Origin of the sequence: Streptomyces naganishii JCM 4654, assembly GCF_014650575.1 — a bacterium.
In the GTDB taxonomy this organism is placed as follows: Bacteria; Actinomycetota; Actinomycetes; order Streptomycetales; family Streptomycetaceae; genus Streptomyces; species Streptomyces naganishii.
In genome coordinates this window covers 513811-533131 of record NZ_BMVF01000003.1, presented here as the reverse complement: position 1 = coordinate 533131, position 19321 = coordinate 513811, and the positions used below count along the sequence as shown (strand labels likewise).

At 73.2% G+C, this 19321-nt stretch carries 22 protein-coding genes; 11 read left to right on the top strand and 11 right to left on the bottom strand.

The genetic code is table 11. From position 1 onward, the window contains the following. Nucleotides 1-26: 26 nt before the first annotated feature. Together IE217_RS07845 and IE217_RS07840 are read right to left on the bottom strand one after the other, a co-directional pair. Nucleotides 27-233 (bottom strand): DUF5999 family protein, encoded by a 207-nt coding sequence (locus IE217_RS07845; protein WP_189704155.1) that lies wholly within the window; start codon nucleotides 231-233, stop codon nucleotides 27-29. A 425-nt stretch (nucleotides 234-658) separates the two neighbouring features. Next, nucleotides 659-1243 (bottom strand): hypothetical protein, encoded by a 585-nt coding sequence (locus IE217_RS07840; protein WP_190176985.1) that lies wholly within the window; start codon nucleotides 1241-1243, stop codon nucleotides 659-661. A 595-nt stretch (nucleotides 1244-1838) separates the two neighbouring features. Here IE217_RS07840 and IE217_RS07835 point away from each other — a divergent pair. Further along, a complete protein-coding gene (locus tag IE217_RS07835; RefSeq protein ID WP_190176984.1) occupies nucleotides 1839-3356 on the top strand; it encodes a glutamate-cysteine ligase family protein in 1518 nt (505 codons plus the stop codon). Between the two features lie 134 nt (nucleotides 3357-3490). Further along, complete coding sequence (locus IE217_RS07830) at nucleotides 3491-4294, top strand: CPBP family intramembrane glutamic endopeptidase (RefSeq protein ID WP_190176983.1); 804 nt, start codon at nucleotides 3491-3493, stop codon at nucleotides 4292-4294. Between the two features lie 34 nt (nucleotides 4295-4328). On the opposite strand, the gene IE217_RS07825 is transcribed toward IE217_RS07830, so the two are convergent. The 3 genes from IE217_RS07825 to IE217_RS07815 form a co-directional block, all read right to left on the bottom strand. Further along, nucleotides 4329-5156 (bottom strand): PhzF family phenazine biosynthesis protein, encoded by an 828-nt coding sequence (locus IE217_RS07825; RefSeq protein WP_190176982.1) that lies wholly within the window; start codon nucleotides 5154-5156, stop codon nucleotides 4329-4331. Between the two features lie 9 nt (nucleotides 5157-5165). Further along, nucleotides 5166-5771 (bottom strand): dihydrofolate reductase family protein, encoded by a 606-nt coding sequence (locus tag IE217_RS07820; protein WP_190176981.1) that lies wholly within the window; start codon nucleotides 5769-5771, stop codon nucleotides 5166-5168. Nucleotides 5772-5946: 175 nt separating this feature from the next. Continuing rightward, on the bottom strand, nucleotides 5947-6516 hold the full coding sequence (locus IE217_RS07815) for a DinB family protein (protein ID WP_190176980.1): 570 nt from the start codon (nucleotides 6514-6516) through the stop codon (nucleotides 5947-5949). A gap of 116 nt (nucleotides 6517-6632) precedes the next feature. Here IE217_RS07815 and IE217_RS07810 point away from each other — a divergent pair, with 116 nt between their 5' ends. Beyond that, the gene (locus IE217_RS07810; protein ID WP_190176979.1) at nucleotides 6633-7268 is read left to right on the top strand and encodes a PadR family transcriptional regulator; all 636 of its coding nucleotides are present in this window, start codon (nucleotides 6633-6635) and stop codon (nucleotides 7266-7268) included. A gap of 162 nt (nucleotides 7269-7430) precedes the next feature. On the opposite strand, the gene IE217_RS07805 is transcribed toward IE217_RS07810, so the two are convergent. After that, complete coding sequence (locus IE217_RS07805) at nucleotides 7431-7859, bottom strand: type II toxin-antitoxin system Rv0910 family toxin (RefSeq protein ID WP_190176978.1); 429 nt, start codon at nucleotides 7857-7859, stop codon at nucleotides 7431-7433. A gap of 261 nt (nucleotides 7860-8120) precedes the next feature. On the opposite strand from IE217_RS07805, the gene IE217_RS07800 reads away from it, so the two are divergent. The 3 genes from IE217_RS07800 to IE217_RS07790 all read left to right on the top strand — a co-directional run bounded on the left by IE217_RS07800 (nucleotide 8121) and on the right by IE217_RS07790 (nucleotide 10958). Continuing rightward, a complete protein-coding gene (locus IE217_RS07800) occupies nucleotides 8121-8699 on the top strand; it encodes a Clp protease N-terminal domain-containing protein (RefSeq protein ID WP_229865083.1) in 579 nt (192 codons plus the stop codon). Between the two features lie 108 nt (nucleotides 8700-8807). After that, on the top strand, nucleotides 8808-9815 hold the full coding sequence (locus IE217_RS07795) for an EamA family transporter (protein ID WP_190177037.1): 1008 nt from the start codon (nucleotides 8808-8810) through the stop codon (nucleotides 9813-9815). A gap of 183 nt (nucleotides 9816-9998) precedes the next feature. Next, nucleotides 9999-10958, top strand: a complete 960-nt coding sequence (locus tag IE217_RS07790) for a DMT family transporter (RefSeq protein ID WP_190176977.1) — start codon at nucleotides 9999-10001, stop codon at nucleotides 10956-10958. 266 nt (nucleotides 10959-11224) lie between these two features. On the opposite strand, the gene IE217_RS07785 is transcribed toward IE217_RS07790, so the two are convergent. Together IE217_RS07785 and IE217_RS07780 are read right to left on the bottom strand one after the other, a co-directional pair. Then, nucleotides 11225-11386 (bottom strand): hypothetical protein, encoded by a 162-nt coding sequence (locus IE217_RS07785; protein ID WP_190176976.1) that lies wholly within the window; start codon nucleotides 11384-11386, stop codon nucleotides 11225-11227. Beyond that, nucleotides 11383-12087, bottom strand: coding sequence for a pyridoxamine 5'-phosphate oxidase family protein (locus IE217_RS07780; protein ID WP_190177036.1), 705 nt, complete (start codon nucleotides 12085-12087; stop codon nucleotides 11383-11385). Before IE217_RS07780 ends, IE217_RS07785 begins: the two co-directional genes overlap by 4 nt. Before the next feature lie 35 nt (nucleotides 12088-12122). Here IE217_RS07780 and IE217_RS07775 point away from each other — a divergent pair, with 35 nt between their 5' ends. Then, a complete protein-coding gene (locus IE217_RS07775) occupies nucleotides 12123-13454 on the top strand; it encodes an aminotransferase class I/II-fold pyridoxal phosphate-dependent enzyme (protein ID WP_190176975.1) in 1332 nt (443 codons plus the stop codon). A gap of 70 nt (nucleotides 13455-13524) precedes the next feature. Here the strand turns inward: IE217_RS07775 and IE217_RS07770 are convergent, their stop codons facing one another. Next, the gene (locus IE217_RS07770; protein ID WP_190176974.1) at nucleotides 13525-14658 is read right to left on the bottom strand and encodes a DMT family transporter; all 1134 of its coding nucleotides are present in this window, start codon (nucleotides 14656-14658) and stop codon (nucleotides 13525-13527) included. Nucleotides 14659-14733: 75 nt separating this feature from the next. Between IE217_RS07770 and IE217_RS07765 the strand changes: the two genes are divergently transcribed. Beyond that, complete coding sequence (locus IE217_RS07765; protein ID WP_190176973.1) at nucleotides 14734-15636, top strand: LysR family transcriptional regulator; 903 nt, start codon at nucleotides 14734-14736, stop codon at nucleotides 15634-15636. 458 nt (nucleotides 15637-16094) lie between these two features. On the opposite strand, the gene IE217_RS07760 is transcribed toward IE217_RS07765, so the two are convergent. Then, nucleotides 16095-16562 carry a pyridoxamine 5'-phosphate oxidase family protein gene (locus IE217_RS07760; RefSeq protein ID WP_190176972.1) on the bottom strand — a complete coding sequence of 156 codons (468 nt, stop codon included), beginning with the start codon at nucleotides 16560-16562 and terminating at the stop codon, nucleotides 16095-16097. Nucleotides 16563-16730: 168 nt separating this feature from the next. On the opposite strand from IE217_RS07760, the gene IE217_RS07755 reads away from it, so the two are divergent. Next, nucleotides 16731-17387, top strand: a complete 657-nt coding sequence (locus IE217_RS07755; RefSeq protein WP_190176971.1) for a cysteine hydrolase family protein — start codon at nucleotides 16731-16733, stop codon at nucleotides 17385-17387. Here IE217_RS07755 and IE217_RS07750 read toward each other — a convergent pair. Next, on the bottom strand, nucleotides 17374-17856 hold the full coding sequence (locus IE217_RS07750) for a Rieske (2Fe-2S) protein (protein ID WP_190176970.1): 483 nt from the start codon (nucleotides 17854-17856) through the stop codon (nucleotides 17374-17376). The two genes, IE217_RS07755 and IE217_RS07750, sit on opposite strands and share 14 nt — an antisense overlap. Before the next feature lie 143 nt (nucleotides 17857-17999). Here IE217_RS07750 and IE217_RS07745 point away from each other — a divergent pair, with 143 nt between their 5' ends. Further along, nucleotides 18000-18764 carry a HipA family kinase gene (locus tag IE217_RS07745; protein ID WP_190176969.1) on the top strand — a complete coding sequence of 255 codons (765 nt, stop codon included), beginning with the start codon at nucleotides 18000-18002 and terminating at the stop codon, nucleotides 18762-18764. Between the two features lie 17 nt (nucleotides 18765-18781). After that, nucleotides 18782-19210 carry a DUF3037 domain-containing protein gene (locus IE217_RS07740; protein WP_190177035.1) on the top strand — a complete coding sequence of 143 codons (429 nt, stop codon included), beginning with the start codon at nucleotides 18782-18784 and terminating at the stop codon, nucleotides 19208-19210. The last annotated feature ends 111 nt before the right edge of the window (nucleotides 19211-19321 follow it).

Below are 19321 nucleotides of genomic sequence, written 5' to 3'. Positions count from 1 at the left end.
GCGGTCGGTGGGACCGCCCGGCGTGCTCAGGCGGCGGTCATCACCCGGTCGGCGCCCAGCGGGCGGTGCGGGGCGATGATCTGGCCGTCCGGCAGAAGCTCACCGGTGTCCTCGAAGAGCAGGACCCCGTTGCACAGCAGGCTCCATCCCTGCTCCGGGTGGTGCGCCACGAGGCGGGCGGATTCCCGGTCGGCGGAGTCGGCGGTCGGGCACGGTGGCTGGTGCTGGCACATGGGTGGGATCTCTCGCTGTGTCGTGTGGTCCGTATGGGCTGTGGTGTGTGTCCCGCGGCTAGAGGCATTCTCCATGGCCGCCCCCCGTTTGATAAGTCTCGGTCGGAAACCAGTGTTGCCCTACGGGCGTCATTCCGCAGGGATTTCGCGGCACCGCTTCTCACAGGTTGGAGACGCGTCACCCGCGTGAGCGGTTCACCTCAACCGCACTGTCCCTTCGGGTGGTTCGGGGTGGCCGGATGGGGCTAGTCAGGTCGGGTCATGGCCGGGGCATTCGCCCTTTCAGCTCATGCGAGCGGTTTATGGCTCCGACGAGCGAATTGTGTCGCCGAACGCGTCGTACCCCGCCTCCGGGAAATCCGGTGACGGGGTACGAATTGCGGCTCGGGCGCCTGCGGCGTGCCTGTTGTCGGGAATGCGGCTGGTCAGGCGGGTGAGCCCAGCAGCCGTACCGGCGTCACGCGGTGGGTGAGGACCGGGAGCAGGTCGGCGACCCGGTGCGGGCGGTGGGCCGCGATCCCGGGCGGGGCCGGTGCGAGGGGCACCAGCAGGTCGGCGGCGGCGGGGTGGCCGGCGGCGCCGTCGTCGGAGATGTCGCCGTGCAACCAGAGGGTGAGCATGTACAGGCTGGGCATCGACAGCAGCCTCGCCTGGTAGGGCTGGGTGACGCTCTCGGCCTGGCGCAGCGCGCGCTCGGTGGAGGTGACGTAGGGGCCCTCGAAGAAGTGCGAGAAGGCCCAGCCGTCGGGGGTCAGCATGGTCTCGGCGGCGGCCACCGCGTGGTCGCCGCTGCGGATCAGGAAGCGCCACCCGGCCAGCCGGGTCGCGGACACGCCTTCGGGGCTGATCCGGTCCAGGACGTGCACGGGCAGCGGCAGCTCGGGGGTGACGGGGCCCTGGGCGGCACGCAGGGCGGGAGTCCGGGCCTCGCGGACCGCGGTGGGGGAACCGAGTGCCGTGAGGACGGAGCGCAGTGCGGGCGCGGGAGCCGGGGGGACAAGCAGCGGCATGATGGGACGCCTCTCATTCGACAGGCACGGTGGCGCGAGGGCGGGGTGCGGGGGCGGACGGCGCTGTCAGCTCTCGGGGCAGGAAAGGTGGGGCCGGGGCGCGCGCGGTGCGGGGCTGCGCGGAGGGAACTGCGATGTGCGAGGGGTGTGCGAGGAGGTGCGGTCTGCCGTACATGACCTTGACGGCAGACTCAGGGGCCGCGGGTGCCAACCTTCCGCCTAGGGGCAGAGTTTATACGAAAAATGTTCAGGCGGTGTTTCGCCTAGCTGTCTCCGACGCGGACAGCAAGGGTCTATTCGGTCGGAGATTCGCGGGAATCATCCCGGTTCCGAACGGGCCGCGCCGCGATGACCTGGGGTTCGGCGCACAGAGCGGACGGCTCGTTCTCGTCGGCGTTTTTCACGAGTTATCTGGGGTACCCGAATCTGCTGGGTGCTTCATGCCCCGTGAATGTGCCTCTGGTCACAGTAACCAGAGTAGCCCTTACAAGGCCCCCGTGGGACGTTATCGATCGCGTTCGCGGGGCATCATCCCACCTGACCGGGACCCCGGCGGCCGGAAACTCGGCCCGCCCGTGCGAGGAGGGACGCTGCGATGGGGGAGAAGGTCGTGGCAGGCCAGTTCGACCTGTCCGATCGCAACCGCTACCGCGACAAGCTCCGGCGGTGCCTGAAGGGGCTGGAGCGGCTGCTGGACGACAAGCGGTTCGACCGGCCGAAGAACCTGATGGGGCTCGAGATCGAATTGAATCTCGTCGGCTCCGACGGCATGCCCAGAATGCTGAATGCGCAAGTACTGGAACGCATCGCCAGCCGGGACTTCCAGACAGAGCTCGCCATGTTCAACTTGGAAGTCAACATCGCCCCACACCGATTGGGCGGCCGCGTTTTCGACCGGCTCTCGGAGGAACTGAGGACATCACTGGCATATGCCGACCGAAAAGCGGCCGAGGTCGACGCGTCCATTGCGATGATCGGCATTCTGCCCACCCTGGGGCGGGACGACCTGGTCTCCTCCAACCTCTCCGACGTCGACCGCTACACCCTGCTCAACGATCAGATCGTCGCGGCCCGCGGTGAGGACTTTCGCCTCGACATCGACGGAGTGGAGCGCCTGACCTGCGCGTCGAAGTCCATCGCGCCGGAGGCCGCCTGCACCTCGGTGCAACTGCACCTCCAGGTCACACCGGGCCGCTTCGCCGACGTCTGGAACGCGGCCCAGGCGGCCTGCGCCGCGCAGATCGTGGTGGGCGCCAACTCGCCCTTCCTCTTCGGCCGCGAGCTGTGGCGGGAGTCGCGGCCACCGCTGTTCCAGCAGTCCACCGACACCCGCCCGCCCGAACTCCAGGCCCAGGGCGTCAGGCCGCGCACCTGGTTCGGCGAGCGGTGGATCTCGTCGGCGTACGACCTCTTCGACGAGAACCTGCGCTACTTCCCGGCCCTGCTGCCGATCTGCGACGAGGAGGACCCGCTCGACGTGCTCGCCGCGGGCGGCGTGCCGAAGCTCGCCGAACTCGTGCTGCACAACGGCACCGTGTACCGCTGGAACCGCCCGGTGTACGACATCGCGGACGGCGTCCCGCACCTGCGGGTGGAGAACAGGGTCCTGCCCGCCGGACCCACCGTCATCGACGTGCTCGCCAACGCCGCCTTCTACTACGGGCTCGTGCGCGCCCTCGCCGAGGAGCCGCGGCCGGTGTGGACCCGGCTGCCCTTCGAGGCCGCCGCCGCCAACTTCGACGCCGCGTGCCGCTACGGCATCGACGCGCGGCTCACCTGGCCGCGGCGCGGCCGCCACTCCGGCACGGCGGAGGTGGACGGGGTCGCCCTCGTCCGGGACGAGCTGCTGCCGCTCGCCGAGGCCGGGCTGACCGCGTGGGGGGTGGAGCCGGCGGACCGGGACCTGTACCTCGGGGTGATCGAGGAGCGGTGCCGGCGGCGCACCAACGGCGCGGAGTGGCAGGCTGCGACGTTCCACCGGGCGCTGGAGAAGGGGATGAGCCGTGAGGCCGCCCTCGCCGCCACCACCCGACGCTACCGCGAGCTGACCCTCCTCAACGAGCCGGTGCACACCTGGCCCGTAGGCCTGCCCGAGCCCGTGCCGCTGGGCTGACGGGAACCGGCCCGGCGGCCCGAGCGGTGACCGCCGTCCGCTCGGCAGCGGTGCCGTCGGCGGGGGCGTGTGCGCCGGTGCGAGGGCGATGGGGCAAGCTGTGACCTTCCGGGACGGTGGCACGGGAGGCGCTTGTGCAGGCGGAAGCGGCAGTGGGGGACGACGAGTCCTTTCCGCGGGAGCGGTTGTCGCGGCGGGTCTTCCGGGACGAGACGCTGCTCGTGCTCGGGCTCTCGCTCGGGGCCAGCGGGGTCTCCGCGCTCATCAGCTTCGTCGGGTCGGTCACCAAGCCCGGCGGTCTGAAGGACCAGGCCGCCACCCTCAACGCCTCCGCCGCACCCGGCCGCCCCTGGCTCGACCTCGCCTGGCAGCTGTTCGGCATCGCCACGGCCCTGATCCCCGTGGCCCTCGTCGCCCACTTCCTGCTGCGCGAGGGCCAGAGCCTGCGCACCCTCGGCTTCGACCGCACCCGCCCCTGGCCGGACCTCGGCCGGGGCGCCGCGATCGCCGCGGTGATCGGCAGCACCGGAATCGCCTTCTACCTCGCCGCCCGCGGCCTCGGCTTCAACCTCACCGTGGTGCCCGAGGCGCTGCCCGCCGTGTGGTGGAAGTACCCGGTGCTCGTCCTCTCCGCGCTGCAGAACGCGATCCTCGAAGAGGTCATCGTCGTCGGCTATCTGCTGCGCCGGCTCGGCCGGCTCGGCTGGACCCCGGGCACCGCGCTGGTCGCCAGCTCGGTGCTGCGCGGCTCGTACCACCTCTACCAGGGCATCGGCGGATTCGTCGGCAACATGGTCATGGGCGTGGTCTTCGTGTGGCTCTACCGGCGGTGGGGCCGGGTCGGCCCTCTGGTGGTCGCGCACTCGCTGCTCGACATCGGGGCGTTCGTCGGCTACGCCCTGCTGGCCGGCAAGGTGGGCTGGCTGCCCACGGCGTGAGCGCCGCGCCCGGCCCGGCGCCCACCGCCGCTCCTCACGGCCGGGCCAGCAGCTCCCCGTCGATCACCGTGACCGCGTGCCCGGTGAGCAGGGTGCGCTCGCCGCGCAGTCCGGTGCGCACCAGCCCCGAGCGCGGCGAGGCCTGGAGACCGGTGAGGTCGGGGCGGCCGAGGCGCTCGGACCAGTAGGGGGCGAGCGCGGTGTGCGCGCTTCCGGTGACCGGGTCCTCGTCGATGCCCACGTTGGGGAAGAAGCAGCGGGAGACGAAGTCGTAGCCGCGCGCGGGATCCTCGGCGCGGGCGGTGGCGATGATGCCGCGCGCCGAGTGGGCGGACAGGGCCTTGTGGTCGGGGGCGAGGCCGCGGACGGTCTCCTCGTCGGCGAGTTCCACCAGCAGGTCGCCGACGTTCGCACCGGTGTCGTAGGCCGTGCGCGGCTCGGCGCCGAGGGCCTCGGCGACCGAGCCGGCGACCTCGACGGCGGTGAGCGGGGCGGTGGGGAAGTCGAGGGTGAGGGCGCCGTCACCGGCGGGGGCCGCGACGAGGACGCCGCTGCGGGTGGCGAAGCGCACCGGTTCCCGGTCCCCGAGCGCGCCCGTGGTGCGCAGTACGTGGGCGGTGGCCAGGGTGGCGTGCCCGCACATCGCGACCTCGGTGACCGGGGTGAACCAGCGCAGCGCCCAGTCGGCCTCGCCGCCCGCGGGCAGCGGGTGCGCGAACGCCGTCTCCGCGTGGTTCACCTCCAGGGCCACCTTCTGGAGCCAGGCGTCCTCGGGGAAGGCGTCCGTGTCGAGGAGCAGGACCCCGGCGGGATTGCCGGCGAAGGGACGGTCGGTGAAGGCGTCGACGATTCGGATCCGCATGCGCACACGCTAGGCGCCCGCGGGCTGCCCCTGCCAAGGCCAATTCGCTTCTCCTGGCCGTACGCGGTAGCGGAGGAGCACGAACTTGGAGCTGAAGGTGCGGGTCTCGACGAGCTCCAGGTCCACCCGCCGCTCGTCCCGGGGGAAGAACGGACTGCCGCCGCCGACCAGCACGGGGTAGACCATGACCCGGTACTCGTCGATCAGGCCCAGCGCGGCCGCCTCGGCGGCGAGGGAGGCGCCGCCGATCGCGATGTCGCCCTCACCCGGCTCGGCCCGCAACCGCTCGATCTCCCGCGCGAGTCCGCCCGAGGCCAGGCGGGCGTTGCCCTGGACCGCCGACAGCGTCCTGGAGAACACCACCCTGGGGAGCGCCTTCCACAGCGCTGCGAACTCCAACTCCGGGGCGCCGAGCGAGGGGTCCTGGTCGGCGGTCTCCCAGTACAGCATCGACTCGTACAGCCGTCGTCCCAGCAGATGGGCGCCGAGTTCCCGTACGTCGTCGGTCCAGTAGCGGAAGACCTCCTCGTCGGGCGCCGTCCAGTCGAAGCTGCCGTCCGGCCCGACGATGTAGCCGTCGAGCGAGACGTTCATCGAATAGGTCACGCTGCGCATCAGCAGCCCCTCCTCGGCAACGGATTTCCGACACTACGACCGCCGGACGCCGCGGAACTCATCGCGCCGCGCGGGATTCCCTCCGCCGATCCGGAACGGTCGGCGGTCGGCGGTCGGCCGGCGGGTCCGGTTCGAGCGCCAGGTCAGGGGGAGCTCGATCGCCGGTTACCGAACGTCATATGCGGTGCGGTACGGCTCCGTCCTGCCGGCGGTAGAGGTCGCGCAGCAGGGAGATCTCGGCGCCGTGATGGATCAGCTCCCTGTTGACGTGCAGGACCCTGTTCTCCATGGGGAACCGCTCGGGACCCACCGCGGGCGGATCGTCCAGGTCGGCGTCCGAGAGCCTGCGGACCCCCGCGTTCCATCTCCCGTACATCTCATCGAGCTGTTTCAGCGCCTCGTCAGCGGTCCCCGCGTAGGGGAATGTCCGGGAGTCGACGTCCTGGCCGCCGAAGTACCACCCCACTCGGTAGCCCAGGCACGAGACGATGATGTGCGCCAGCCGCCAGGCGATCGTGGTCACCGGCGCGGGTGTCGGCACCAGGTCAGGGGACGCGTGGTCCAGCGTCCATTCCCCCGAACCTTCCGCCGTCGGTGCGGCCGACGTGCCACGTGGGCGGATGCTCCAGCAGTCACGCACCGGCTCCCAGAAGTACTCCTCGTCGGTGAGACCGTCCAGCCGTGGCCGCAGGTTCTTGCGCCAGTACCAGTCCAACTGCTCCGCGAGCCGCTCGCTTCTTGTCATTGCCGCAAACTACAGACCCGTCGAGCGGAGTGGTTGGGGGAGGTCTTGTCAGGCGATCGGTTCCGATATATCGTTGAAGCATCGCGACTGATCAACGATGGAATGGAGTGATGGCGATGCGCGGCCACGGATTCGAGCGTGGACACTGGCGGGGCGGCCCCCGGCGCGGCCTGACGGACTCCGAGCGGGGGCGGGCGGCCTTCGGGCCGTTCGGACCGGGTGGCCCCGGCTTCGGCCCCGGCGGCCCGGGTTTCGGGCCGGGCTTCGGACCCGGTCCCTGGGGTGGACGAGGGCGCGGGGGACCGCGGGGAAGGGCGCGGCGCGGGGACGTGCGGGCATCGATCCTGGCCCTGCTCAAGGACCGCCCCATGCACGGTTACGAGATGATCCAGGAGATCGCCGAGCGCAGCGGCGGTGCCTGGAAGCCGAGCCCCGGCTCGGTCTACCCCACCCTCCAACTGCTGGAGGACGAGGGGCTGATCGTCAGCGAGAGCGAGGGCGGCAAGAAGCTCTTCTCGCTCACCGACCCGGGCCGCACCGCGGCCGACGAGGGGCCGGACGCTCCCTGGGAGGAGGCCTCGCGCGGGGTCGACTGGGAGGCACTCGGTGAGATCCGCCAGGCCGGATTCGGCCTGATGGAGGCCTTCGGGCAGGTCTGGAAGACCGGCAGCAAGGAGCAGCGCGACAAGGCGCTCGCCGTGATCAACGAGGCTCGCAAGAAGCTGTACCTGATCCTCGCCGACGAGGACTGAGGGGCGCCCACGCCGAACCGGGCGCCCCGCGGACCGATCGTGGTCCGAGGGGCGCCCGTCGCCGTCAGGACTTCTTGGTGTCGGGACCACATCGTCGTCAGGACTTCTTGGTGTGGGGACCGCCGTCGTCGTCGGAGGGCGCTTCCTCAGGACTTGCGGTTGTCAGGACGTGCGGTCGGCCAGTTTGCGCAGTGACTCGTTGAGCGCCGCCGTCGCCGAGTCCCTGAGCCTGCCCGCCATCAGGGACACCGCCGCACCCGTGAACTCGCCGTCGATGCGCACCGTCGTCGCCTCCCCGTCCGGGGTGAGGGTGTAGCGCGTGGCCAGTTCCACGGCCATCGGGCCCTTGCCCCGGATCGCCAGCAGCCGGGCCGGCTCGACCTGCTCGACGGTCCACTCGACCTCCGCCGGGAAGCCCATCAGCTTCATGTTCTCCCGGAAGGTCCCGCCGGGCTCGAGTGCCGCGGGGCCGCCCTCGGGAAAGCTCGTGTGGGTCGCGTTCCACTCCCCGTACGCGGACCAGTCGGTCAGCCGCGCCCAGATCTTCTCCGCGGGCGCCGCGATGCGGGCCTCCGCGCTGACTTCGGCCATGCGACCACCCCTTCTCGTCGGGTGCTGCGCCGGGCGCAGCGAGGCTGGCGCGGAACGTAGCCGCAGGGGCCGGAACATTCAAGACTGATGAACAGTCAGAAAGTGCGACAGCTGTGCGGATCCGGGGCCGCGCCTGTGCGTCCCGGCCTGATCTCATCCCCAAGGAGGAGATTCCGGCCGGCGAAGTCCACTGTCCGTGGGACGCGCAAATGCTTCCCTCCGGGGATGACCGCGGAGGAAGAGGCTGATGGGCTGGGAGATGTGCAAGACCGCATCCCCCGGCAGTCGGCCGACGAGCCGGACAATCGCCGACCGGAAGACGACGCACGGCTCAGCGCTGAGCTGGCGGCGGTGGTCTCCGCCGCGCGCAGGAGGGCGGTGCGGGACGGGGACCGTCAGATCGACACGGCCCATCTGCTGCACACGCTCCTGGAGTCCGACCCCGAGGTGCGCGCCGCCTGCGGGGACGGTGCGCAGATCGCCCGGCTGCTCGGCTACCTCGTGCAGCGCAGCATCGGGTACGGCCTGCGCTGGCAGGGCGCGGTGGAGGACTCCGGCGCGCTTCCCGTGGTGACACGGGCCGACGGCTTCTCGCCCGCGGCCTCGGCCGCCCTCGAGTACGCCTGCGAGCGCGCCGCCCGGCGCGGCGGGGAACCGGCGCGCGGAGTCGACCTGCTCGCCGCGGTCGTGGCCCACCCGGGCTCGCGTGCCGTCGAGGTGCTCGGCCGCGCCGGGGTCGACGCCCTCGCGCTGGCCGCGCGGGACCTGACTCCGGGCTCCGACAACGATGCCGAGGAGGGCCGCGAGGAGTACGCGGGGGAGGGTCGGGCCGCTCGCTGAGCGCCCGCACCGGGGAGTGCGCGGCCGGGCGGCCCTCCGTGCTGTCCCCGTCCAGACGGTGAGACAGGTGCCATGGGGGATGACGCTCCTGTCGTCGCCTGTCATCATGTGCCGGTGCGTACGTCTCGAATCAGTCAGGGCCGTTCAGGCAAGGGCCTCGGGCTCGGTCTCGCGCTCGTCTCCGCGCTCGCCTTCGGCGGGTCGGGGGTGGCGGCCAAGCCGCTGATCGAGGCGGGCCTCGCCCCCCTGCACGTGGTGTGGCTGCGGGTCACCGGAGCCGCCCTCGTCATGCTGCCGCTCGCCGTGCGGCACCGCGCGCTGCCGCGCCACCGCCCCGCGCTGCTCGCCGGGTTCGGGCTGCTCGCCGTGGCCGGTGTGCAGGCCTGCTACTTCGCGGCGATCTCCCGCATACCCGTCGGCGTCGCGCTGCTCGTGGAGTACCTGGCGCCGGCCCTCGTGCTCGGCTGGGTCCGGTTCGTGCAGCGGCAGCCGGTCACCCGCGCCGCCGCGCTGGGCGTGGTCCTCGCGGCCGGGGGCCTCGCCTGTGTCGTCGAGGTGTGGTCCGGGCTCAGTTTCGACGCCCTCGGGCTGCTGCTGGCCCTCGGCGCGGCCTGCTGCCAGGTCGGCTACTTCGTCCTCTCCGACCAGGGCGGAGACGCCGGCGACGCGGCACCGGACCCGCTCGGGGTCATCGCGTACGGGCTTCTCGTCGGCTCGCTCGTGCTGACCGTCGTCGCCCGGCCCTGGAACATGCGCTGGACGGTCCTGGCGCACACCGCGCACATGAACGGGACCCCGGTCCCGGCCTTCGCGCTGCTGATGTGGATCGTGCTGGTCGCCACGGTGCTCGCGTACGTCACCGGGGTGGTCTCGGTGCGGCGGCTCTCGCCCGCGGTGGCGGGCGTGGTGGCCTGCCTGGAGGCGGTCATCGCGACCGTGCTGGCCTGGGTGCTGCTCGGGGAGCACCTGTCCGTGCCGCAGATCGCCGGCGGCGCGGTCGTGCTGCTGGGCGCGTTCATCGCGCAGTCGTCCGCACCCTCCAAGGGGTCGACGGGGCCGGTGGCGGGCGGCGGCGGTGCGGAAAGGGAGTTGTCGGCGCGGGGAACGGCGGCCTAAGGTGCCGCGCATGCACGAACACGCACTGGTTCTCCCGCCCCCGGCCGCCTGAGGCGGGCCGTGCGGTGACCGGGTCCGGCGCTGACGCCGGGCCGGGCGGTGCTGCCCGCGGAAGAAGTCGTCCGGCCCCGCCGACACCGGCGGGGTCTCCGAAGAACTTCTGCACCTTCGCGGAGAGAACTCGTGTCGCAAGCTTCCCTCGGCCTGCCCGTCGGGCGTGGCCTCCTGTACCTGATCGTCGCCGGTGCCGCATGGGGCACCGCGGGCGCGGCCGCGTCCCTCGTCTACCGCACCAGTGACATGGGAGCGGTCACGCTGTCCTTCTGGCGCTGCGCGGCCGGTTCCGTACTGCTGCTCGCCGCGCGTCTGCTGCGCCCGCGCGCCCGGCCGGCGTCGGCCGTCCCCGTGCCGCTGGGCCGCAGGCTGCTGCGGGCCGGTGCCACGGGTGCGGGCCTCGCCGTGTTCCAGACCGCCTACTTCGCCGCCGTCGCGGCCACCGGCCTCGCGGTGGCCACCGTGGTCACGCTCGGCGCCGGGCCGGTGCTCATCGCGCTCGGCGCGCGCCTCGCCCTCGGGGAGCGGCTCGGCCGGACCGGGCTCGCGGCCGTCGCCGGGGCGCTCGCCGGACTGGGGGTGCTGGTGCTGGGCGGCGGCGGGGCGACGGTACGGCCGTGGGGCGTGCTCCTGGCGTTGGTGTCGGCGGCCGGCTACTCGGCGATGACGCTGCTCACCCGCCACTGGGGCCGCGAGGGCGGGGCCGCCGACCAGTCCGGGACGACGCTCGGGGCGTTCGTCGTGACCACCCTGTGCCTGCTGCCGTTCGCGCTCGCCTCGGGACTGCTGCCGCACACCGCGGACCCGGTCCGTCTGGTGTGGCTCCTGGCCTACATCGCCGGCGTACCCACCGCCCTCGCCTACGCGTTGTACTTCGCGGGCGCGGCCGTCGTCCGCTCGGCAACCGTGTCCGTGATCATGCTGCTGGAGCCGGTCAGCGCGGCGGTGCTGGCCGTAGCCCTGCTCGGCGAACACCTGACCGCCGCCACCTGCACCGGCACGGCCCTGATGCTCATCTCGGTCGCGGGCCTTGCGGTGGCGGAAGCCCGCGGGGCGAGGACTCCGGCGGACGGAGCGCTGCCGGCGTAGGCGAGGGCCGCTCCCCGGGGCGTGCGGATCCAGGCTCCATGCGGCGGTACATCGCCGACTGGAAGCCGCCGCTCCCCGGGGCGTGCGGATCCAGGACGAGGGCCGCTCCCCGGGGCGCGTGGAGCCAGGACGGGGGCCGGCCGCCGGCCCGGCGGCCGGGGCCGGCTCCCCGCACCTGGGGCGCATGGCCGGCGGGCCTCCGACCTCGGCCCGCCTCCCACAGTGCGGGACACATGACGGGCCGGACCTCGGTTGGCGGGTGCTTGTCAGCGGTCCCAGGCGAAGCGCGGCGGCTGGACGAGCGGCGGCTCGTTCGGCGGGACGTCCGGCGGGAGGTTCACCGCGAGCCGGGCCGAGTCGTGGGCGGCGGGCCGGCGTTGCCGCTCGGCGTCCTCGCGTGGTGCGGACCAGGGGTGGACCGGCGTCACAGGGCGGCGAGGTAGCCGGGCAGGGCGGTGTGCGGCGCGAGGTCGGCGTCGGCCACCGGGGTGCCGTACTCGCGGCGGACCGGGACCACGCCGGCCCAGTGGGGGAGGGCCAGGTCTTCGGGTTCGTCGTTGACGCCGCCGGTGCGGAGCTTGGCGGAGACTTCGGCGAGGTCCAGGCGGAGTACGGCGGTCGCGGCCAGTTCCTTGGTGTTGGCGGGGCGGGAGTCGGCCGCGCGGCCCGGGACCACGTGGTCGACCAGCGCGTCCAGCGCCGCCCGCTTCTCCTCGGGGTCGGTGACCTGGTGGGCGGTGCCGTGGACGACCACCGAGCGGTAGTTGACGGAGTGGTGGAAGGCCGAGCGGGCCAGGACCAGGCCGTCGACATGGGTGACCGTCACGCACACCGGGAGCCCGGGGCCGGTCTTGCCGGCCGTGCGCAGCGGGCGGGAGCCCGTCGAGCCGTGCACGTAGAGCCGCTCGCCCACCCTGCCGTACAGCGTGGGCAGCACCACGGGCGCGCCGTCCCGCACGAAGCCGAGGTGGCAGACGTAGCCCTCGTCGAGTATCGCGTGCACCAGTTCCCTGTCGTACGACGCGCGGTCCGCGGAGCGGGTGGGCACGGTGCGGTCGGTGGGGGCGTAGGCGGACGGGTCTACGGAAGCCTCGGCGGGCTGCGCGGTCGGCGGCTGGGTCCCCTGCATTGCGGTCTCCATTGCACTAGTGCATAATCTGCTTTGTGCTAGGAGAATATCGGATCGAGGGCCGGCGTGCGACGGAGATCGCGGCGAGCATCGAGCGCGCGGTCGGCACGGGCGACCTGGAACCCGGCCAACTCCTCCCTCCCATGAGGGAGTTGGCCGTGGATCTCGGGGTGAATCCCAACACGGTCGCGGCCGCGTACCGGGTGCTGCGCGAGCGCGGGGTCATCGAGACCGCCGGGCGCCGGGGCAGCCGTGTGCGGCCCGCGCCCGCCACCACCGGGCGGGAGAACATCCGGGTGGACGTGCCCGAGGGTGTGCGGGACGTGTCCAGCGGCAACCCGGACCCCGCCCTGCTGCCGCCCCTCGCCCCGGCGTTCGCGGCGGCCGCCGAGCGCGGCGACCGCGAGCCCGTGCTGTACGGGCACGCCCCCGTGGATCCCGAACTGGCCCGCCGCGCGCGGGCGGCGCTTGACACGGACGGCGTGCCGGACGGCCCGGTCGCCGTCGTGTCCGGCGCGCTCGACGGCCTCGAACGCGTGCTGGCCGCCCACCTCAAGCCGGGTGACACGGTCGCCGTCGAGGACCCCGGCTGGGGCAGCGTCCTCGACCTGATCCCCGCGCTCGGGCTGCGCACCGCCGCGGTCGGCGTCGACGACGAGGGTCCCGTCCCCGGCGACGTCCGCCGCGCCCTGGAGGCCGGCGCCCGTGCGCTGATCGTCACCGACCGGGCGCAGAACCCGACCGGCGCCGCGCTGAGCGCCCCGCGCGCGCGTGCCCTGCGTTCCGTCCTGCGCGCGCACCCCGGGACGCTGCTGATCGAGGACGACCACGGCCATGGCATCGTCGACCTGCCCCTGCACCCGCTCGCCGGGGTCACCCGGCACTGGGCCTTCGTCCGCTCGGCCGCCAAGGCGTACGGGCCCGACCTGCGGGTCGCGGTCCTCACCGGTGACCCGGTCACCGTCGACCGCGTGCGCGGCCGCCAGCGGCTGGGTCCCGGCTGGGTGAGCCTGCTGCTCCAGCGCGCGGTGGTCCACCTCTGGGCGGCCGGTACGCCGGATGCACGGGAGGTGGCGTCGGCGTACCGCAGGCGGCGCGAGGCGCTGATCGGCGCCCTGGCCGAGCGGGGCGTCGCCGCCCACGGGCCGAGCGGGATGAATGTGTGGGTGCCCGTGCCGGACGAGACCGGCGCCGTCGCCCGGCTGCTGCACGCCGGCTGGGCCGTGGCCCCCGGCGCCCGCTTCCGTGTGACCGCGCCGCCGGGCATCCGGATCACCGTCTCGACGCTCGGCGAGGAGGAGACGGAGCGGCTGGCGAACGCGGTGGCGTCGGCCTTGGGACCGGTGCCTGTGCGCAGTTACGCCTAGGGAGCCCCGGACCGGCCGAGCCCCGAGTCTGCCTTGCCCCGCCCGGCGGGGGCGGGCGGGCGACGGGCGTCTACGCCCCGGCGACCTGGCTGGTCCGGGGCGCGGGGCCCGTGGTCTCCGGAACCTCCAGCGCATCCGTGGCTACCTGGACCGCCTGCGCCTCTGCGGCTACCGGGACTGCCGGTGCCTCAGTGGCTACCGGGACCGCCGGCGCCTCCGTGGCTTCCGGGGCCGCCGGCTCCGGCACCGTCCGGTGCGCCGGTCGCCTCGCCTGGGTGAGGGCCGCCCCGGCCAGCACCACCACCGCGCCGACCGGTGTCGACCATGTGAGGCGCTCGCCCAGCACGGCGACGCCCGCCGCGGTGGCGATGATGGGGACGAAGTAGGTGACCATCTGGGCGGTCGTCGGGCCGACCTCGGCGACCAGGCCGTACTGCACGAGCATGGCGACGCCCGTGCCCAGGGCTCCCAGCGCCGCGACGGCGAGCAGGGGCAGCACGGACAAGTGGCCGGGCGGGCTGGTGAACAGCGGTGTCACCACGGCCAGTTGGACCGTGGCCAGCAGCAACTGACCGCCGGTGAGCGAGAGGTGGGACTCGCCGGAGCCGGCCAGGGTACGGCGGACGTAGATCCAGCCGACCGGGTAGCTCAGCGAGGCCAGCAGGGCCATCGCGGTGCCCGAGGCGTCCAGCCCGTGGAAGCCCTGCCAGGCGCCGAGCACGGTCAGCACTCCGAGGAAGCCCAGCCCGAGACCGGCGACCCGCACCCTGGTCGGCCGGTCCTCGGACAGCGCGACCAGGGACAGCGCCATGCCCCACAGCGGCGAGGTCGCGTTGCAGATGCCCGCGAGCGTGGACGGGATCGTCAGCTCCGAGTAGGCGAAGAGCGAGAAGGGCAGTGCGTTCAGGAAGAAGCCGGCCACCGCCAGGTGGCCCCAGGTCCGCGCGCCGTGCGGCAGCCGCTCCCGCTTCACCGCCATCGCCACCGCGAGCACCGCCGTGCCGAACAGCAGCCGCCCGAACGTCACCTGGAACGGAGCGAAGCCCTCATTGCCGACCTTCATGAACAGGAAGCTGAAGCCCCAGATCAGCGAGAGGAACGCGAAACGGACCCGCCAGGGCAGGGGGCGGCCGAGCCGTGTGGAGGGGGCCGAAGGGTTCGGCGGGACCGGCGAGGCCGGCGAGGAGGCGGTAGCGGTGCTCATGGTCCGTACGATGCACGACAAGCTCCTCGTAGCACAATCGAGAATCCGCGCGCGATATCTCGTAGTATCGCTTACATGTTGAACCTGGAGCGCCTGCGCACCCTCGACGCCCTCGCCCGCCACGGCTCGGTCAGCGGCGCGGCCGACGGGCTGCACGTGACGACCTCGGCGGTCTCGCAGCAGATGGCCAAGCTGGAGCGGGAGGTCGGCCAGCAGCTCCTCGCCAAGAACGGCCGGGGCGTGCGGCTGACGGACGCGGGCCGGCTGCTGGCGGAGCACGCGGCACGCATCCTCTCCCAGGTCGCCCTCGCCCAGTCCGACCTGGAGGCCCAGCGCGGGGAGGTGGTCGGCGAACTGCGCCTCGGCGCGTTCCCCACCGCCGCGCGCGGGTTGTTCCCGGCGGCCCTGTCCCGGCTGCGCTCCCGGCACCCCGGCCTGCGGGTCACCACCGCCGAGCTGGAACCGGCGCCCGCCCTGCGGGCCGTACTGCGCGGGGACGTCGATGTCGCGGTGGTCCTGGACTGGTACAACAAGCGGCTGCCCGTGCCCGGGGGACTCAGCCGCGCCGCGCTCCTCGACGACCCCGCCGATGTCGCGCTGCCTGCCGGGCACCCGCTCGCGGAGCGCGACGAGGTGGACCTGGAGGAGTTCGCGGACGACGACTGGATCACGTGGGGCGACGCCGAGTTCTGCCACGAGTGGCTGCTCGACACGCTGCGCTCCAAGGGCGTCGAGCCGCGCATCGCGCACCGCGCCGAGGAGCACGCCACCCAGCTCGCCCTGGTCGCCGCCGGCCTCGGCGTGTGCGTGGCCCCCCGGCTCGGGCGGGGGCCGCTGCCCGACGGGGTGCGGACCGTGCCGGTCCGCCAGGCCGTGCGACGGCACGTCTACGCCGTGTGGCGCGCCGACGCCGACCGCCGCCCCTCGATCCGCGCGGCGGCGGACGCCCTGCGGGCGACGGGGGAGGACCTCGGGTAGCCGGGGCGCCCCGCCAGGCGGCCCTCGGCGGGGCGGGTGTCCGCGGGGCGGACTTCGGCGGGGCGGGTGTCCTTGGGGCGGCTCTCGGCCGGGCGGGTGTCCTCGGGGCGGCTCTCGGCCGGAGAGCGCCCGCGAGGCGGATTCCGGCCAGGCGGCTTCGGGCGAGGCGGCGCCCCGCCGGGCGGATTCCGGCCAGATGGCGCCCCGCCAGGCGGCTGCGGGCCAGGCGGGTTCCCGGGACGGCGGGGTGGATCTTGGCTAGGCCGAGCCCAGCCGGGCGGCCCTCGGCGGAGCGGGTGTCCTTGGGGCGGCTCTCGGCCGGGCGGGTGTCCTCGGGGCGGCTCTCGGCCGGAGAGCGCCCGCGAGGCGGATTCCGGCCAGGCGGCTTCGGGCGAGGCGGCGCCCCGCCAGGCGGCTGCGGGCCAGGCGGGTTCCCGGGACGGCGGGGCGGATCTCGGCTAGGCCGAGCCCAGTTTGCGGAAGTCCCAGGAGACGATCTTCTCCGGGGTCAGCCGCACCCACGCGTGCCGGCCGTCGTGCGGCATCTCCTCCAGGCCGAAGTTCTTGCGGGCGAACAGCGTCTCGGGCACGTCGAGTTCGGCGCACAGGTCGCCGACGCGAGGTGCCTCGCCCACGAACTCCACGGTGCCGGACAGCTCGACGCCCCGCAGCTGGTCGTACTCCTCACCCGTGTCCACGACGATCGCCACCCGGGGGTCGCGGCGCAGGTCCGCCCACCGCTTGCTGCGCACCACCGAGTACAGCCACAGCGAGGTGCCGTCCCAGGCGAACCACAGCGCGCTCACGTGCGGAGCGCCGCCGGCCGACACCGTGGCGACCCGGCAGGTGCGCTGGCTGGTCAGGAACTCGTCCAGCTCGCCCGGCGTCATCATGATCTTCCGGCCCCGGCGCTGTGTGACGGTCATGCAGCCCCCTCTTCTCTTCTCCCACGTCGTGCCAGAGGACCGCGCGCCGCTTCCCGGCCCGCCCAGATCTTCTGACATCACGTCAGAGAAGGATGAGGCGTCTTCCCTCGTCACGCAATGGTGGTTACGCTCGCCCGCCCGGGCCGCCGACGACAGGGGACGGACGCCATGCCTTCGTACGAAACGCTGAGCGAACTCCTCGACCCCGCCACCACCGTGCTGCTCACCACCGAGTGCCAGCGGGGCGTCGTCGGACCTCACTCCGCGCTGCCCGAACTCGCCCACGAGGCCCGCTCCTCTGGCGCCCTCGGCAACGTGGCCCGGCTGGTCGCCGCCGCGCACGACTGCGGTGTGCAGGTGATCCACGCGATCGCCGAACGCCGCCCCGACGGCCGGGGCGCCGGCCGCAACGCCCGGCTGTTCCGCGCCGCCGAGCGCCTGCCCGTGCGGCAGCTCACCGGCACCGACGCCGTGCGCGTCGCGGACCCGGTGGAGGTCGCCGAACAGGACATCGTCGTACGGCGGTTGCACGGCCTCTCGCCGGTCCAGGGCACCGAGGTGGACGCGCTGCTGCGCAATCTCGGCTGCCGCACGCTGGTCGTCACCGGGGTCTCCGCCAACGTGGCGATCCCCAACGCCGTGTTCGACGCGGTCAACCTGGGCTACGACGTGCTCGTGCCCACCGACGCCATCGCCGGGGTGCCCTCCGACTACACCCCCGCGATGATCCGCCACACCCTCGCCCTCGTGGCGACCCTGGCCACCACCGGCGAGGTGCTGAACTGCCTGGAGCGGCACCGGCGCGCGGGCCTCAGGCGAGCTTGATCTCGTCCCCCGAGACGGAGATGCTCTTGGCCGGCAGCGGCTGGGTCGCCGGGCCCTTCTTGACGCTGCCGTCGGCGGCCGAGAACTCGCTGTGGTGGCAAGGACATTTGATCACGCCGCCCGCGATCTCGTTCACCGCGCAGCCCTGGTGCGTGCACTTGGACGAGAACGCCTTGAACTCGCCCTTCGTGGGCTGGGTGACCACCACGCCCTGACTGCCGAAGACCTTCCCGCCGCCCTCGGGGATGTCTGCCGTCTTCGCCAGCACGGTCCCGCCGGAGCCCGCGGCCGCGCCGTCTCCCCCGCCGCTGCTCGCGTTGCTGCCGTTCTGCGTGGTCGAGGACCCGGACGACGACTTGTCGTCCGACCCGCACGCGGTCAGCGCGACGGCGAGCCCCGCCGCGCCCACCGCCGCCACCACCGTGCGCCGGGCCGGTGCCTCCTGGGGCTGAAGCGATTCGCTGGTCATGCTGACGTTCCTTCCGCGCGGACTTCGTGGCTTGCTTCGTGACTTGCTTCGTGAAGTGCCTCGTGACTGGCTTCGTGGATCTGCACAGGGGTACGGGCACCGGGCAGCCAGCGTTCAGTGCGGGCGTTCCGTAACCTGGGGCGATGCTCAAGGAAGTCATCGCCACTCGCTACATCACGCCGCTGCGTGAGGGCGGGTCACTGCCGGGGCTCGTCGAGGCCGACGACTTCGGTACGTACGTGCTGAAGTTCACCGGGGCCGGGCAGGGCCGCAAGACGCTCGTCGCCGAGGTGGTCTGCGGGGAACTCGCCCGCCGGCTCGGCTTCCGGGTGCCCCGCCTGGTGACCGTCGACGTCGACCCGGTGCTGGGCCTCGGCGAGCCCGAGCAGCAGGTGCAGGAACTGCTCAGGTCCAGCGGCGGCACCAACCTCGGCATGGACTTCCTCTCCGGCGCCCTCGGCTTCGACCCGCTCGCCTTCCCGGTGGATTCCGCCGAGGCCGGGCGGATCGTCTGGTTCGACGCGCTGGTCAACAACGTCGACCGCTCCTGGCGCAACCCCAACCTGCTGCGCTGGCGCGGCGACCTGTGGCTCGTCGACCACGGCGCCACCATGATCTGGCACCACAACTGGCCCGGCGCCGAAACCTCCGCCGGCCGCCCCTACGACGCCCGCGACCACGCCCTCCTCCGTTTCCGGCCGGACGTGACAGCGGCCGCCGCCGAACTCGCCCCGCTGGTGACCGAGGACCTCCTGGCCGAGGTCACGGCCGAGATCCCCGACGCCTGGCTGACCGGCGAGCCCGGCTTCGACACGCCCGACGACCTCCGGCGCGCCTACGCGCGGCCGCTCCTCGCCCGGGCCGCCGTCGTCCACGAACGCATCACCGGCATCGAGGGGGAGCAGTGAGCGAGCACCACATCCACATGGCCGGGCATGTGGCCGAGCGCCACATCACCCGGGCGGGGCAGGGCGGCGACCGGGACGTCTTCGAGTACGCCCTGCTCAGGGTCGTCCCGCGCATCGAGCGCGGGGAGTGCGTCAACGCCGGCGTCCTCGTCTACTGCCGCGCCCGCGCCTACGTCGGCGCCCGCACCCACCTCGACGAGGCGCGGCTGCTGGCCCTCGACCCGGACGCGGACGTCGAGGGCGTGCGGGCGGCGCTGGCCGCGGTGGAGGGCGTGTGCACCGGCGGGGAGGCGGCCGGGCAGGCGGCAGGCGACGACGCGGGGCGGCGCTTCCGCTGGCTGGTCGCGCCCCGATCCACCATCGTGCAGCCCGGCCCCGTGCACACCGGGCTGACCGCCGATCCGGCCGCCGAGACGGAGCGATTGCTCGGCCTCCTGGTGAGGTAATGGATCACACGCGGCCGGTGTGCCGTTGACACCGGGTGCCAGGGCTTCTAGCGTCACCCCCATCGAAGGTACTAAGCGGTCGCTCACCGCAGATCAGGTTCTCTCTAGGGC